The 13,923-nt window shown below is 62.0% G+C and carries 16 protein-coding genes; 7 read left to right on the top strand and 9 right to left on the bottom strand.

Annotated features, from left to right (window positions below; all coding sequences use genetic code 11):
* Nucleotides 1-27: 27 nt before the first annotated feature.
* The 5 genes from AB8A23_RS01540 to AB8A23_RS01560 all read right to left on the bottom strand — a co-directional run bounded on the left by AB8A23_RS01540 (nucleotide 28) and on the right by AB8A23_RS01560 (nucleotide 5,394).
* Nucleotides 28-987, bottom strand: a complete 960-nt coding sequence (locus AB8A23_RS01540) for a Bug family tripartite tricarboxylate transporter substrate binding protein (protein ID WP_175368646.1) — start codon at nucleotides 985-987, stop codon at nucleotides 28-30.
* Between the two features lie 177 nt (nucleotides 988-1,164).
* Nucleotides 1,165-2,130 carry a Bug family tripartite tricarboxylate transporter substrate binding protein gene (locus AB8A23_RS01545; protein WP_175368645.1) on the bottom strand — a complete coding sequence of 322 codons (966 nt, stop codon included), beginning with the start codon at nucleotides 2,128-2,130 and terminating at the stop codon, nucleotides 1,165-1,167.
* A gap of 78 nt (nucleotides 2,131-2,208) precedes the next feature.
* Nucleotides 2,209-3,558, bottom strand: coding sequence for a hemolysin family protein (locus AB8A23_RS01550; protein WP_175368644.1), 1,350 nt, complete (start codon nucleotides 3,556-3,558; stop codon nucleotides 2,209-2,211).
* Between the two features lie 55 nt (nucleotides 3,559-3,613).
* Complete coding sequence (gene aroB / locus AB8A23_RS01555) at nucleotides 3,614-4,756, bottom strand: 3-dehydroquinate synthase (protein WP_439057083.1); 1,143 nt, start codon at nucleotides 4,754-4,756, stop codon at nucleotides 3,614-3,616.
* On the bottom strand, nucleotides 4,753-5,394 hold the full coding sequence (locus tag AB8A23_RS01560; RefSeq protein WP_068732982.1) for a shikimate kinase: 642 nt from the start codon (nucleotides 5,392-5,394) through the stop codon (nucleotides 4,753-4,755). Before AB8A23_RS01560 ends, aroB begins: the two co-directional genes overlap by 4 nt.
* 175 nt (nucleotides 5,395-5,569) lie before the next feature.
* Between AB8A23_RS01560 and AB8A23_RS01565 the strand changes: the two genes are divergently transcribed.
* Nucleotides 5,570-5,716, top strand: a complete 147-nt coding sequence (locus tag AB8A23_RS01565; RefSeq protein ID WP_089262632.1) for a histidine kinase — start codon at nucleotides 5,570-5,572, stop codon at nucleotides 5,714-5,716.
* Here the strand turns inward: AB8A23_RS01565 and AB8A23_RS01570 are convergent.
* Nucleotides 5,706-6,284, bottom strand: a complete 579-nt coding sequence (locus AB8A23_RS01570; protein ID WP_439057082.1) for a helix-turn-helix domain-containing protein — start codon at nucleotides 6,282-6,284, stop codon at nucleotides 5,706-5,708. The genes AB8A23_RS01565 and AB8A23_RS01570 overlap by 11 nt on opposite strands.
* Nucleotides 6,285-6,384: 100 nt before the next feature.
* Between AB8A23_RS01570 and AB8A23_RS01575 the strand changes: the two genes are divergently transcribed.
* From AB8A23_RS01575 to xerD, 3 genes are all read left to right on the top strand, one after another.
* Nucleotides 6,385-7,425: an SDR family oxidoreductase gene (locus tag AB8A23_RS01575; protein WP_439057081.1), complete on the top strand. Its 1,041-nt coding sequence runs from the start codon at nucleotides 6,385-6,387 to the stop codon at nucleotides 7,423-7,425.
* Between the two features lie 32 nt (nucleotides 7,426-7,457).
* Nucleotides 7,458-7,868 carry a nuclear transport factor 2 family protein gene (locus AB8A23_RS01580; protein WP_439057080.1) on the top strand — a complete coding sequence of 137 codons (411 nt, stop codon included), beginning with the start codon at nucleotides 7,458-7,460 and terminating at the stop codon, nucleotides 7,866-7,868.
* An 83-nt stretch (nucleotides 7,869-7,951) separates the two neighbouring features.
* Entirely contained in the window at nucleotides 7,952-8,905 is a 954-nt protein-coding gene (xerD, locus tag AB8A23_RS01585) for a site-specific tyrosine recombinase XerD (protein ID WP_439057079.1), read from the top strand.
* A 3-nt stretch (nucleotides 8,906-8,908) separates the two neighbouring features.
* On the opposite strand, the gene AB8A23_RS01590 is transcribed toward xerD, so the two are convergent.
* Nucleotides 8,909-9,691 carry a class I SAM-dependent methyltransferase gene (locus tag AB8A23_RS01590; protein ID WP_439057078.1) on the bottom strand — a complete coding sequence of 261 codons (783 nt, stop codon included), beginning with the start codon at nucleotides 9,689-9,691 and terminating at the stop codon, nucleotides 8,909-8,911.
* A 180-nt stretch (nucleotides 9,692-9,871) separates the two neighbouring features.
* Here AB8A23_RS01590 and AB8A23_RS01595 point away from each other — a divergent pair, with 180 nt between their 5' ends.
* The 3 genes from AB8A23_RS01595 (at nucleotide 9,872) to AB8A23_RS01605 (ending at nucleotide 11,505) form a co-directional block, all read left to right on the top strand.
* Nucleotides 9,872-10,219 carry an MliC family protein gene (locus tag AB8A23_RS01595; protein WP_439057077.1) on the top strand — a complete coding sequence of 116 codons (348 nt, stop codon included), beginning with the start codon at nucleotides 9,872-9,874 and terminating at the stop codon, nucleotides 10,217-10,219.
* A gap of 84 nt (nucleotides 10,220-10,303) precedes the next feature.
* On the top strand, nucleotides 10,304-11,071 hold the full coding sequence (gloB, locus tag AB8A23_RS01600; RefSeq protein ID WP_184513280.1) for a hydroxyacylglutathione hydrolase: 768 nt from the start codon (nucleotides 10,304-10,306) through the stop codon (nucleotides 11,069-11,071).
* On the top strand, nucleotides 11,071-11,505 hold the full coding sequence (locus tag AB8A23_RS01605; protein ID WP_439057076.1) for a cupin domain-containing protein: 435 nt from the start codon (nucleotides 11,071-11,073) through the stop codon (nucleotides 11,503-11,505). Before gloB ends, AB8A23_RS01605 begins: the two co-directional genes overlap by 1 nt.
* Before the next feature lie 159 nt (nucleotides 11,506-11,664).
* On the opposite strand, the gene phbB is transcribed toward AB8A23_RS01605, so the two are convergent.
* Both phbB and AB8A23_RS01615 read right to left on the bottom strand, forming a co-directional pair.
* Nucleotides 11,665-12,390, bottom strand: coding sequence for an acetoacetyl-CoA reductase (gene phbB, locus AB8A23_RS01610; RefSeq protein ID WP_068732968.1), 726 nt, complete (start codon nucleotides 12,388-12,390; stop codon nucleotides 11,665-11,667).
* A gap of 183 nt (nucleotides 12,391-12,573) precedes the next feature.
* On the bottom strand, nucleotides 12,574-13,752 hold the full coding sequence (locus AB8A23_RS01615; protein WP_089262650.1) for an acetyl-CoA C-acetyltransferase: 1,179 nt from the start codon (nucleotides 13,750-13,752) through the stop codon (nucleotides 12,574-12,576).
* Between the last annotated feature and the right edge of the window lie 171 nt (nucleotides 13,753-13,923).

The following is a 13,923-nucleotide window of genomic DNA, read 5'->3' on the forward strand; positions in this document are numbered from 1 at the left end:
CGACTTAGAGGCGAGGCCAACGTTCTGTCACTTCACATTCTTCAGCAGCGCGATATTCGCGGCAACTTCCTTCGCCACGAGATCGTCCATCGCCTTCGGCTCCATCGGCATCGGTTCGACGCCGATCTTCGTCAGCGCCGCCTGCATCTCCGGCTTGGCCAGCACCTTGAGGCCGGCATCGCGCATCTTGTCGACGATCTCGCGCGGCGTCTTCGACGGCACGAATACGCCGATCCAGCTGTTACTGACGCCGTCCTTCAGTCCGACCTCGACCAGTGACGGCACGTCGGGCAGTTCCGGCGTCCGCTTTTCGGTGGAGACGACGAGCGCACGCACCTGCCCTTCCCGGATCAGCGGCAAAGCCGTCGCCGCTGGGCAGAAGTAGAAATCGATACGGCCACCAAGGATATCGGCAATCACTTCAGGCCCGCCGCGATAAGGGATGTGCGTCGCTTCAAAGCCACCGGCCATCCGGAATTTCTCGGCGCTAATATGCACGGCGCTGCCGATGCCAACCGAACCGAAATTGATCGACGATCCCGTGGCCTTCGCATCCTTCAGGAAATCATCAACGGTTTTCCAGGGACGCTCCTTCGGCACGATCATGATCTGCGGGCTGACGCCGATCATGATCACCGACGACAGGTCTTTCGACGTGTCATAAGGCAGGCTTGCATTGATCGCAGGTGTGATTGTCAGTGCGGAGGAATGCGCTAGCACGCTGTAGCCATCCGGCTCCGCCTTCGCGACTGCCGCAGTGCCCACCGCGCCGCCGCCGCCAACGCGATTCTCGACCACGATGGTCTGGCCGAGTTCAGGCCCGAGACGCTCAAAGAAGATGCGCGGCACAACGTCCGTCGCGCTGCCCGGGCCGAACGGGATGGTGGCCTTGATCAAACGGCTCGGCCAGTTGTTTTCGGCCTGCGCCGCGACAGACGACAGCAGCACACCGGCGAAAACACACGACCACCGCATAAGCTTATTCATTACTTGCTCCAATAATACCATTCGAGGGGAATGGCCGCCCAATGATCGGGCCAATCGGCGACAACGAAGCAAGTTTCGGACCGTTTGAAGCCTAAAACAACGCCCAAGCGCGCGGTGATCCAGCCCAGACAAACGACAATGCCGGCCTCACCCGTGCTGGCAAGGCCGGCAGTCCGCCTACTTGGCCGCGACCTCGCTTTTGAGCAGCACCTTGTTGTCGGCGATTTCCTTGACCAGCAGCGCATCCATCTCGGATGACTTCATCGGCATCGGCTCGACACCAATCTTCTTCAGCGAAGCCTGCATGTCAGCCGTGTTCAGCACCTTGGTGCCAGTCACATAGAGCTTCTCGACGATCTCCGGCGGCGTCTTGGCTGGCACGAACACGCCGAACCAGATCGAGCTGTCGGCATCTTTGAGACCGGCATCGATCGGCGTCGGTACATCCGGCAGATCGCGTACGCGGGTTGGCGTCGACACCACCAGCGCGCGAACCTGGCCCTCGCGGATCAGCGGCAGTGCCGTGGCCAGCGGGCAGAAGTAAAAATCGATGCGGCCGCCGATAATATCCGTGATCACTTCGGAACCCCCGCGATAGGGAATATGCGTAGCCTCGAAACCGGCGGCGGCGCGGAATTTTTCCGAACTGATATGCACGGCGCTGCCAACGCCCACCGAGCCGTAATTGATCACAGTGCCCTTGGTCTTCGCGGAAGCCAGGAAATCCTGAATCGTTTTCCATGGCCGTTCGTTGGGCACGATCATCACATTGGCCGCATAGCCAATCATCAGCACCGAGGACAGCTCCCTGGTGGTGTCGTAGTTGAGGTTGGGGAAGATCGCGGGCGCAATGGAGATGGCGTTGGTCTGCGACAGCAAGGTGTAGCCATCCGGATCACTCTTCGCGACCGCGCCCGTACCCACTGAGCCGCCCGCACCCACGCGATTTTCAATCACGATCGGCTGCCCTAGCTCCGTGCTCAGTTTTTCGAAGAAAAGGCGCGGGACCACGTCACCCGCACTGCCGGCACCGAACGGATTGACCGCCTTGATCGGCTTCGTCGGCCAGTTGGTGTCGGCCAGCGCAGCGCCGGACATCAACACAGCGGCCAATACGCATGACAATCGCCAGGACTTGTTCATCGCTCGCTCCAGTTGCGCCATTCAATGGAATGGCAGCTCATGGAATAAAGCAAAAGCAAGAACCGGACCGGCGAGGGCCTAGAACGACGTCCCGGCCCGCGGCTTTTTCTCCGACACTTCCGGCTCGGTCGGTACCGGGCCGATACGCAGCGCGGTGATGCGGTTGCGCTCACGGCGCAGCACGCGGAAGCGGAAGTTGTAGAAGGTGAAGCTCTGCCCGCGCTCGGGGATGGAGCGCGCCTCGTGAATGACGAGACCGGCCACCGTGGTCGCTTCATCATCGGGAAGATGCCAGTCCATGGCGCGATTGAGGTCGCGGATCGGCACCGAACCATCGACCACCACCGAGCCATCGGCCTGCGCGCGCACGCCCGCGACGACCACGTCGTGTTCATCCGCGATGTCGCCGACGATTTCTTCCAGCACGTCTTCCAGTGTCACCATACCTTCGACTTCGCCATATTCGTCGACGACGAGCGCGAAGTGGGTCTTGCGACGGCGGAAGGCTTTCAACTGATCCGACAGCGGGCGCATTTCCGGAACGAACCACGGCGGCAGCGCGATGCTGGCAACATCGATCTTGGCGGTGTCGCCATCGACCGCGCGGATCGCGCGCAACAGGTCCTTGGCGTGGAGCACGCCGATGATGTTTTCCGGCTTCTCACGCCAGAGGGGAATGCGGGTGTATTCGGTGGCCAGCACTTCGCGCACCAGCTCTTCGGACGGCAGGTCCGCATTCAGCGTCACCATCGCCGTGCGATGGACCATGACATCGGACACCGCGAGATCGCCGAAGCGAAACACGTTCTGGATATACTCGGCCTCGCCCGATGCAATGCCGCCATGTTCGGCAGACTCACCGACAAGGCCCTCAATCTCAATGCCGGTGAGAATTTCATGCGGCGAGGCCTCCTGCACACCGAGCAGTGCCAGCGTGCCGCGTGACGCCGCGTTGAGCAGCCAGTTCAGCGGATAAAACAGGATGTAGGACGCATAAAGCGGATAGGCGATCCATTGCGACACCGGCTCCGGCTGCCGGATCGCCAGCGTCTTCGGCACCTGTTCGCCGATCACGATATGCAGCGAGGAGAAGACGAGGAAGCCGGTAATGAAGGAGGTAAAGTGAAGCGCGGATTCCGACAGGCCGAGCGGATCGAGCACCGGTTTCAGCAGTGCGGCCACCGTGGGCTCACCAACCCAGCCGAGTCCCAGCGATGCCATGGTGATGCCGAGCTGGCAGCAGGCCAGATAGGCTTCGATATTGCCCATCATGTTCTGCAGCAGACGCGCGCCGAAGCGGTTCTGCTCGACCATGCTCTTGACGCGGAAGCCTCGGCTTTTGACCAGCGCAAACTCCGCCGCCACGTAAAACGCGTTGGCAGCGAGCAGGAAGATCGCGATCAGCAGATTGACGGTAATCGAATTCATGAAAGTCCTGCGACGGCGCCGGCTTTGGTAAATCCCAAACCGGACACGGTCAGTTCTATCCCGTCAGCTTCTGATGCAGAAAGGCGCGAACCGTCGCGGGATCGACATCGCCAGCGATGACGGCCTGGCCGACGGCCTCCAGCAAGATAAAGGTGAGCTTGCCGCGTTTCACCTTCTTGTCCTGCGCCATCAGCGCCATCAGCGTATCCGCGTCCGCGAGGCCTTCCTGCGCGAAGCCGGCAATGTCCTGCAGCTTCGTGGGTAGACCCACATCGGCAAGATGGTGCTGCACGCGGGTCGCATCGCTCTCAGCGATCATGCCGAGTTGCGCCGACAGTTGCGCAGCAAGCACCATGCCGACCGACACGCCCTCGCCATGAAACAGCCGCTCGGAGAAACCCGTCACCGCTTCCAGCGCGTGGCCGAAGGTGTGACCGAGATTGAGCAGTGCGCGTTCGCCATTCTCGCGCTCGTCGCGCGACACAACACCGGCCTTGGCGCGGCAGGAGGTGGCAATGGCGTGTTCGCGCGCTGCACCGCCGCGCATGATGTCGGCATGGTTGGCTTCCAGCCACGTGAAGAACTGGTGATCGCCGAGCACACCGTATTTGGCGACTTCCGCATAGCCCGAACGAAATTGCCGTGGCGACAGCGTATCGAGGACCGCCGTATCGGCCACAACCATCACCGGCTGATGGAACGCGCCAAGCAGGTTCTTGCCCTGCGGCGAGTTGATGCCGGTCTTGCCGCCGACGGATGAGTCGACCTGCGCCAGCAGCGAGGTCGGCACCTGCACGAAATCGACGCCGCGGCGCACGATCGCTGCAGCAAAGCCCGCGAGATCGCCGACGACGCCGCCGCCAAGCGCGATGACGAGATCGTTGCGCTCGATCTTCGCCGCGATCAGCGCCTCGGAGACTTTCTCGAGTCCAGCATAGCTCTTCGAGCCTTCGCCTTCCTCGACGACGATATGCGAGGTCGGAATATCAGCCGCCGCCAGCGAGGCTTCCGTTGCAGTCAGCCAATGCTTGGCAACGGTCCTGTCGGTGACGATCGCCGTGCGCACACCCGGCCGCAGTCTGGCGATACGCGCACCAAGCGACGGCAGTACATTGCGGCCGATGACGATGTCATAGGCGCGCTCAGCCAGCGCGACGTCCACGATGATCGGATCGGAATGTTTCAGCGGGGCGGTCATAGTTGAGAACTCAAGGGATCGCCTGTCGGTTCGGAAATGGCGGAAGCTGCGTGCGGGCGGAACAAATGCTCGTGCAGCGCGATAATGCCTTCCTCAACGATCTTCTCATGCGGCACGTCGCGCGAGTCGATCGTGATGTCGGTCTGCTCGTAGAACGGATGGCGCGCCTCGATCAGCCGCGCAATGGTCGCCGCGGGATCGGCGGTCTTCAGCAGCGGGCGGTTTTCCCGGCGCCGCACCCGGCGCAGGATCACATCCGCATCGGCTTTCAGCCACAGCGAGATCGCCTTGTCGCGAATGCGCTGCCGGGTGTCCTCGCGCAAGAACGCGCCGCCGCCGGTCGCCAGCAGGATCGGTCCGCTGTCCAGCAGCCGGGCGATCACCCGCGCCTCACCGTCGCGGAAATGCGGTTCGCCGTGGACTTCAAAAATGTCCGGGATCGACATCCCGGCCGCCGCCTCGATCTCGTTGTCGGCGTCGACGAAAGGCAGCCGCAGCCGCGTCGCCATGCGCCGGCCGATGGTCGATTTGCCCGCCCCCATCATGCCCACCAGCACGACCGAGCGCTTTCCCAGCGCCGCGACGATGGCGGCCTCCTGGGGTGCGCTGGCAATGGCCGGCAAGATGGTCTCGGACATCAAAAACACCTGCAAAATCAGTGAGCGACAAGGGATCGCAGAGGTTTGCCGCATTCCGGTCACCTATACTACCCCCAGCGCCAGCGTTGCCAGCACCTCTTGCAGTCTGTATCCGGACAAGGTGACCGCCTCAGGCGGAACGAATCGCCCCATTTCGCCGCCGAGTTCCCTGATCATGCCCAGCCTGTTCCGCTTTTTGACGGTCGTCGCGGTGATCGTCGGCGTGGTCTATGGCGTGATCTTCGCGTTGGCCAATTTCGTCAATCCGAAGCCGCGGGACATGACAGTCACCATCCAGCCGGACAAATTTCTCAAGAAATAGCTGCGCGCAGCAAGCGCATGAAGAGCTGCATGTCCTCGGCGAATTTCGGACCGGCTCCCTCCGCGTGCTTGATGCCATCGATCGCGGCGACAATGACTCCCGCGACGTCGGCGGGTCTGGCTTGCAATGATCCGAGATTGATCATGCCCGCGGTCTCGGCATCGCTCAGCGCCTGCGCCAGCAGAGCGACCAGTCGGGCCCGCGCGACGAGCGTGATATCCTTGGCCAGAGCCATGTTGACGTCGAACAGTTCAGTGGCGTCGGCGCTGCCCGCGAAAGGGGCGATCAGTTCGCGCTGAAACACGGCCATCGCCGTCTCCATGCGGCCGAACACGTCGCCATTGCCTGAGAGTGCCGCCTCGACATCGCGCATGGTCCGCGCATGGGCGCGCGTCGAGCCCGCCCGAAACAGATCTTCCTTGCTGTTGAAGCTCAGATAGAGCGAGGCCCGCGAAATTCCCGCGGCGCGCGCTATATCGGCCATGGACGCCTTGCGGAAACCGTGGCGGACGAACACCGGGAGTGCGGCATCCAGAATGTGATCGGTTTTGGCATCTCGTTCGCTCATTCAGACAGATTGACAGTTCGTGTCCAAAGCGTCAAAAGACAATTAGACAATAATAGTCCAATTGTCTAATTTACGCACTCCACATGGGACAGGAGCGAACATGCATTCGGGATCGGTCGGCAATCGAGAGACCATTGTTCTTGTCACGGGCATCGGCGGCTTTCTGGGCGGACATATCGCCCAGCAGTTGCTGGCCAAGGGCTACGCTGTCCGCGGTAGCGTTCGTCGCATGAGCGGCTGCGACCGGATCGCGAAGCAGATCTGTGCGACGCCAACCGACTCGCACTCGCTCAGTTTCGTCGAAGCCGACCTCTGCTCCGACATCGGATGGGATGCCGCCGTCACAGGCTGCAGCTATGTGATCCACACGGCATCGCCGTTTCCGGCAGGCCTTCCGAAGGATGAAAATGAACTGATCCAACCCGCGCGGGACGGCGCGTTACGGGTACTACGTGCCGCGCACCGCGCAGGCGTGACGCGGGTGGTGCTGACGTCCTCGATCGCGGCCACCAATCACGGTAGCGGCAAGGCGCCGTATACCGAAGACAACTGGACCGATCCGACGGGCAAGCGGGCAACGCCATATTATAAATCCAAGACGCTGGCCGAACGGGCGGCATGGACCTTTGCTGCGGAAACCGGACTGGATCTCGCCGTTATCAATCCCGGCATCATTTTCGGGCCTCTGTTGGGCCCGGATTACGGCACGTCGATCGGGCTGGTTCAGCAGATGATGAGCGGCAAACTCAAACGTGTGCCGCGTTTCGGCATCGCGGTGGTCGATGTCCGCGATGTGGCTGACGCGCATATCAGGGCGATGACCCATCCGGATGCGTCAGGTCAGCGCTTCATCGCGGCTGGGCAGTTTCTATGGATGCGCGACATGGCGGCCGTACTGGCGCAGTCATTTCAGAATTATGCGCCGGCTCTGCCCTCGGGCGAGGTGCCAAACTGGATGATCAAGGCAATGGCGCCGTTCAGCGCACGGTCGCGCATGATCGTCCACGAACTCGACGTTGATCTGAGTGTCAGTGCCGCGAAGGCGCAGCGAATGCTGGATTGGCAACCAAGGTCCGCCGACGAGGCCATTCGCGCCAGTGCACAAAGCCTGATCGACCACGGCCTGCTCGCGACCTCCTGAATTCCCACACCTCACAACAACGGAACCAGCCTATGACCTCATCCATCATCGATCCGAAAGAGCATCCGGACGCTGAAGATATCCGCGGCATCGAACGCGCGCGGCTTCGTGCACTTGTGAGCGCCGACATGGCAGCGGCCGAGCCGCTGCACGCCGCAGACTTCCAGCTGATCACGCCGATCGGCGCGGCACTGTCAAAAGCCGAATATCTTGGCGCCGTTGCTGGCGGCCACATCAAGTATCTGACCTGGACGCCCGGCGACATCGCCGTGCGGCTGTATGGCAGGAGTGCCGTGATCCGGTATCGCGCCCGCATTGAGGTGGTTTTCGGAGGCCACAAGGTCCCGCCAGGCGACTATTGGCACACCGATGCTTATGAAATGCGTGACCGGCAGTGGATGGTGGTCTGGTCGCAGGCCACATCGATCACACAGTTTGCCTGATCTTTGTAGATCTGCATTCGCTCCGGGTTGCTGCAGCCAGTGAAAACCGCTGCTGCAGCCCGGATCATGGGTTATGATGGCACATGACCACTTCCTCAGACACCAAGCTCTCCAATCTGTTCCTCGACATGCTCGCCGCCGAACAGGGCGCTGGCGTGAACACGCTCGACGCCTATCGCCGCGACCTCGAAGACTTCTCCGAATTTGCTGCCGGGGCGAAATCCAGCTTCATGGCAGCCAACACCCAGTTATTGCGCGACTATCTCGAAGACCTGGACGAGCGCGGTTTCAAATCGACCACCGTGGCGCGGCGCCTGTCCGCCATACGGCATCTGTTTCGCTTCCTGCTCAGCGAAAAAATCCGCACCGACGACCCGGCTGCCATCCTGTCCGGCCCGAAGCGTGGCCGTAGCCTGCCCAAAGTGCTGTCGATTGCCGATGTCGACCGCATGCTGGTGCAGGCGCGCACGCAAGCGCAGAATGCCGAAGCCTCAGCGCAACAGCGGCTGCGCGATGCCAGGCTCTATTGTCTGCTCGAAGTGCTCTACGCCACCGGGCTTCGCGTCTCCGAGCTGGTCTCGCTACCGCTCACCGCGGCGCGCCGCGATGCCCGCATGATCGTGGTGCGCGGCAAGGGCAACAAGGAGCGGCTGGTGCCGCTCAACGAAACTGCCAAACAGGCGATGGCCGAATATCTCGCCGCGATGGCCGAGTTGCAGAAGTCTCAACCAAAAAAGAGTGCCGCCTCGAAGTGGCTGTTTCCGTCTTTTGGCGAGAGCGGCCATCTCACCCGACAGCATTTCGCGCGCGACCTGAAAGAACTCGCCGCTGCATCCGGCATTGCGCCGCGGCTGGTGTCGCCGCACGTGCTGCGCCACGCCTTTGCCAGTCATCTGCTGCATAACGGCGCGGATCTCCGCATCGTGCAGACCCTGCTGGGGCACACCGATATTTCGACGACGCAGATCTACACCCATGTGGTGGAAGAGCGGCTCAAGAGCCTGGTCCGCGACCTGCATCCGCTCGCGGAAAAATAGCTCTCAGCGCGAGTGCGGCTCGGCCTCGCCAAGATGATCCGCCTCGTCGTCGCGCCGCATCCCGGAGGTCGGCACCAGCACCGGCTGCAACGCCGGAATCAGCCGCGTGCGTTCGCGCTTGGCGGGGATCGCGCGATAGACCTGTTTGGTGGCCTCGACGATATGCACGCCGGCAAACGGCATCGACAGCGCCGCACCGATTCGCTCCCAGGCCATTGCCGAGCGCAGAAACCAGCCCATGCCCACCGGCGGCATGAACAGCGCCTCACTCCACGCCGTCGGCGTAAACCAGGTCTGTCGTAGCAACTGCGTGATTTGCGAGCGCGAATAGGGGCGGCCGTGACCGAACGGCGTCGAGTCGGTACGGGTCCAGACGCCCCGGCGATTCGGAATCACCGCCATCAACCGGCCGGACGGCGCAAGCACGCGCCAAACCTCGCGGAGCAGACCTTCGGGATCGTCGGACATTTCCAGGGCGTGCACCAGGATGATGCGATCGACGGCGGCATCCGGCAGCGGCAGCGAGAATTCGTCGACCAGTGTGGCCAGCGCGGGCTTTGCCGTCGGCCATTTCAGCACCCCCTGCGCCGCCGGCATGAAGGCGATGCACCGTTCGGAATTCTCCCGGAAAAGACCGAGATACGGTGTGGGGTACCCCAGACCGAGCACGCGCTGACCCTCCGCGTCGGGCCAATGCGCCTGAATACCGCGATTGATCAACCGCCGCGCCACGATACCTAGGCGACGCGAATAGAAATCCCGGAGATCGATCACATCGATGGTCATGATGACTTTCTAACACGTTGCGGCCGCCCACGATCCCCCGAATCGCGCATTGCCGAGGCAGCGTTAACGCCAGATATCCAGGCCATCGCGGGCGGTGAGTTGCACCAATTGACAAGGCCGGCCCGGCTGCGGCCTAGTCGAAGAAACAGGCGCCGCGACGTCGTTGCAGGAGAGACAAAAATGCTGTCACGCCGAGGTCAAACGATCACAAGGGCGGCGGCGATGGCCGCGGGTCTGGCCGTGGCAGCACTCGCGCCATTCTCCGCCGAGGCGAATCCGGCGACGGTCGATTACATCTGCACCCCCGCACTGCCGGGCGGCAACAAGATCTCCGTCGATTACAATTCAGGCGGCAAATCGATCACCCTGTTCTATCCCAATGGCGAAACGCTCCGCATGCCGATCCAGCGATCCGGCTCGGGCTTCCGCTACGGCGAAGGCAATGTCGGGATTGCCGGCAAGGGCCAGACCACCATCACGCTGCAGGTTGCCGGCCAGCCCGCGCGCCAATGTGTGACACCGCGCTGACCGTCATGCATCGCCCATATTCATCCCCATCAATTTGCCGCACGTATGTGCGAGCGCATCACGACGTGATCCAACGGAGTTATCATGGCTGCTGAAATTCGTGTGTTCCCCTGCCTGTCCGACAATTTCGGCTACCTGATTCATGATCCTCAGAGCCTGAAGACCGCCGCGATCGACGCGCCGGAGGCCGGCCCGATCATGAAGGTGCTGCAGCGCGAAGGCTGGAAGCTCACGGATATTCTGGTGACGCATCACCATGCCGACCATGTCGGCGGCATCGCCGAGCTGAAGAAGACCTACGGCTGCAAGGTCACAGCGCCGCACGATCAGGGCACGGCAATTCCTGAAGTCGACGTCCGCGTCGCCGAAGGCGATACCGTGCAGGTCGGCGCGCTCACCGCACGGGTGTTCGAGACCCCCGGCCATACGCTCGACCATATCTGCTACGTGTTCGACAGCGAGCTGGCGCTGTTCTCGGCCGACACGCTGTTTTCGGGCGGCTGCGGCCGGGTGTTCGAGGGTACCTATCCGATGATGTGGCAATCGCTGAAGAAGCTGCGGACGTTGCCTGACGACTACCGTGTCTATTGCGGCCATGAATACACCGCGGCCAACGTCAAGTTCTGCCTTGGCATCGATGCCAACAACGAAGCGCTGAAGAATCGCGCCGACGAAGTGGCGCAGCTGCGCGCCGTCGGCAAGCCGACCATCCCGGTGCTGCTCGGGCTTGAGAAGAAGACCAACGTGTTTCTGCGCGCCGACGATCCGGCCATCGCCGCCGCGGTCCGCCTCAAGGGATTCAGCGAGGACGACGTGTTCGGTGAACTCCGCGAACGCAAGAACAAGTCCTGATGACAGGCAAGACGCCAACTGCAGCCGAGATCATCGCGACGCTCGGCCTGCAGCCGCATCCCGAAGGCGGCCACTACCGCGAGACGTTTCGCGACAGTCGCATAGATGCCGGCGGGCGGGCGGCATCAACGGCGATCTACTTCCTGCTGGCATCAGGCGAACGCTCGCACTGGCATCGCATCGATGCCGTTGAGGTTTGGCACTATCATGCGGGCGCTCCGCTTACGCTGGAAATCGCCAGCGACGCCGGCCAGCGCACGATCACGCTCGGGCCGGACGTCGCCGCTGGACAAGAGCCGCAAGGCATTGTCCCACCGCATGCTTGGCAGGCCGCCTCCACCACTGGCGACTGGACACTGGTCGGCTGCACCGTGGCACCGGGTTTCGATTTCACGACGTTTGAGTTGGCACCGAAGGGCTGGAACCCCGACTAGCTCGGCTTCCAGATCATATCCTTCGCTGCGATGCGGCGTCCTCCGTAAAGCGATGTACGGCGAAAGCCAGAAACGCGGCGGTGGCGCATGTCGCACATCCTTCGAGACGCCCGCAAGGGCCGGGCTCCTCAGGATGAGGTCAGCGGAAACCGCGTCCGCTCAAGCGTGATATTGCCCGCCATTGATGGTCATGGTCGAGCCAGTGAAGAAGCCGGATTCGTCTGCAGCTAGGAACACCACGGCGCGCGCAATTTCCTCGGGCTCGCCGAGGCGATTGACCGGGATCTGCGGCAAAATGCTCTTCTCGAGCACGGCGAGCGGCACGGCCTGCACCATCTCGGTGTTGATGTAGCCAGGACAGATCACGTTGACGGTGATGCCGAGCTTGGCATTCTCGAGAGCCAATGCCTTGGTGAAGCCGATGTCGCCGGCCTTGGCGGCGGAATAATTGACCTGACCGAACTGGCCCTTCTGGCCGTTGATCGATGAAATGTTGATGACACGGCCGAACTTACGTTCGCGCATGCCCTCGATCACCTGACGGGTCATGTTGAACAGCGAACCGAGATTGGTGTTGACCACCTTGTTCCACTGTTCCGGCGTCATCTTGTGGAAGGCACCGTCCATTGTGATGCCGGCATTGTTGACCAGCACTTCCACCGGTCCCAGATCGGCCTCGACCTTTTTCACGCCCGCGGCGCATTCATCGAACGAACCGACATCCCACTTGTAGGTGCCGATACCCGTCTCGCTTTTGAATTTCTCGGCGGCGGCATCGTTGCCGGCATAGCTTGCCGCGACGCTGTATCCCGCAATTTTCAAAGCCTTGCTGATCGCAGCGCCAATCCCTCGTGTTCCACCGGTCACCAATGCTACGCGCGCCATGATCGATCCCTCCACCAATCTCTTTTGTAGTTATAGCTTCGAATTAATCTCGCGATACGCTGAACATCAAGCAGAATTGGACCATCAAGCGAAAATGCCCGACGCAAAGCGCCGGGCATTTTGTTGTAGCAGTGTGTGCAGTGCACGCGCGAGCCGATGTTTTCGGCACGCGACGCGTAAGGATTAGTCGCGTGCAATGCACATCGCGATGCCCATGCCGCCGCCGATGCACAGCGTGGCGAGGCCTTTCTTGGCGTCGCGCTTTTCCATCTCGTGCAACAGCGTGACGAGAACACGCGCACCGGATGCACCCACCGGATGACCGATCGCGATCGCGCCACCGTTGACGTTAACCTTCGACGTATCCCAGCCGAGGTCCTTGTTCACGGCGCAGGCTTGTGCAGCAAAAGCCTCATTGGCTTCGATCAGGTCGAGATCGTTGATGGTCCAGCCGGCCTTCTTCAGCGCGGCGCGCGATGCCGGGATCGGGCCAGTGCCCATGATCTTCGGATCGACACCGGCCTGGCCCCACGACACGATGCGGGCGAGCGGCTTGAGGCCTTCCTTCGCGGCCTGCTTGGCCGTCATCAGCACCACGGCAGCAGCGCCGTCATTGATGCCCGATGCCGAGCCGGCAGTGACGGTACCGTCCTTCTCGAAGGCCGGGCGCAGCTTGGCCATCGCCTCGATGGTGGCGCCGTGGCGCGGATATTCGTCATCGCTGACGATGACGTCGCCCTTGCGGCCCTTGATTGTGACCGGAACGATCTCGTCCTTGAACTTGCCTGCCTTCTGCGCAGCTTCCGCTTTCTGCTGCGATGCAACAGCGAACTCGTCCTGCTGCTGGCGCGTGATCTGGTACTGCTTAGCCACGTTCTCGGCGGTGTTACCCATGTGATAGCCGTTGAAGGCATCCCACAGACCGTCCTTGATCATGGTGTCGACGAATTCCACCGGACCCATCTTCACGCCACCGCGCAGATATTGCGCATGCGGGGCCATGCTCATGGATTCCTGACCGCCGGCAACGACGATTTCCGAATCACCATTGAGCAACGCCTGATAGCCGAGCGCGACCGTGCGCAGGCCGGAGCCGCACAGCATGTTGACGCCCCAGGCCGAAGTTTCCACCGGCAGGCCGGCAGCAATCGAGGCCTGACGCGCGGGGTTCTGGCCCTGCGCAGCAGTGAGGATCTGTCCCATGATGACTTCGGAGACGCGGGCCGGATCGATCTTGCCGCGCTCTAGCGCCGCCTTGATGGCAATGGCGCCGAGATCATGCGCCGGCATGGTCGCGAAAGCGCCGTTGAAGCTGCCGACGGGTGTGCGGGCAGCGCTGACGATGACGACATCGTCTGACATGGACATCTCCTGTTGTTGAGGTTTTTTCGACGGTCAGAGCCAGGATGGCGGGGGCCGCGTTGCAAACTATCCTGTTAACTGAGGGTCGGACTGTCAATTGGTCAGACGCCAAATTACGGCCGCAACGCACGCAAAATGGCACGGATGTCGCTTTGCATAGCACAAGACTGC

Source organism: Tardiphaga sp. 619_E2_N8_4, from assembly GCF_051810905.1.
GTDB lineage: Bacteria > Pseudomonadota > Alphaproteobacteria > Rhizobiales > Xanthobacteraceae > Tardiphaga > Tardiphaga robiniae.